This window comes from Ectothiorhodospira sp. 9100 (genome assembly GCF_022227565.1).
Lineage (GTDB): Bacteria > Pseudomonadota > Gammaproteobacteria > Ectothiorhodospirales > Ectothiorhodospiraceae > Ectothiorhodospira > Ectothiorhodospira marina.
Genome location: NZ_JAJNAN010000151.1, coordinates 1 through 403, shown reverse-complemented (window position 1 = coordinate 403; position 403 = coordinate 1). Strand labels below are relative to the sequence as shown.

2 protein-coding genes are annotated in these 403 nt (G+C 59.8%); both read left to right on the top strand.

Features of this window, described 5'->3' with window-relative positions:
* On the top strand, positions 1-257 hold a 257-nt coding region (locus tag LPW29_RS15395; RefSeq protein WP_443112366.1), incomplete at its 5' end, for a recombinase family protein.
* Positions 254-403 (top strand): helix-turn-helix domain-containing protein (locus LPW29_RS15695; RefSeq protein ID WP_338018718.1); only part of this gene is annotated, 150 nt, incomplete at its 3' end. The genes LPW29_RS15395 and LPW29_RS15695, both read left to right, overlap by 4 nt.

Below are 403 nucleotides of genomic sequence, written 5' to 3'. Positions count from 1 at the left end.
AAGTCGGGCGACTGGTGATCACCCACAAGGATCGGCTTTTGCGCTTCGGGGCCGAGTTGGTCTTTGCCATCTGCGAAGCCAGGGAGGTCGAGGTGGTGATTCTCAACCAGGGTGAAGATACGACCTTTGAGGAAGACTTGGCGAAAGATGTGCTGGAGATCATCACCGTGTTCAGCGCCCGACTCTATGGCAGCCGCTCGCGCAAGAACCAGAAGCTGCTGGATGGCGTGAAGAAGGCCGTGGAGGACGCGACATGATCCGTGCCCACAGAATTGCGCTTGCGCCCAACAACAGGCAGGCGACCTATTTTGCCCGCGCGGCAGGCACGGCACGTTTCGCCTACAACTGGGCGTTGGCCGAATGGCAGTGCCAGTACGCGGCATGGAAGCAGGACAACAGCCTG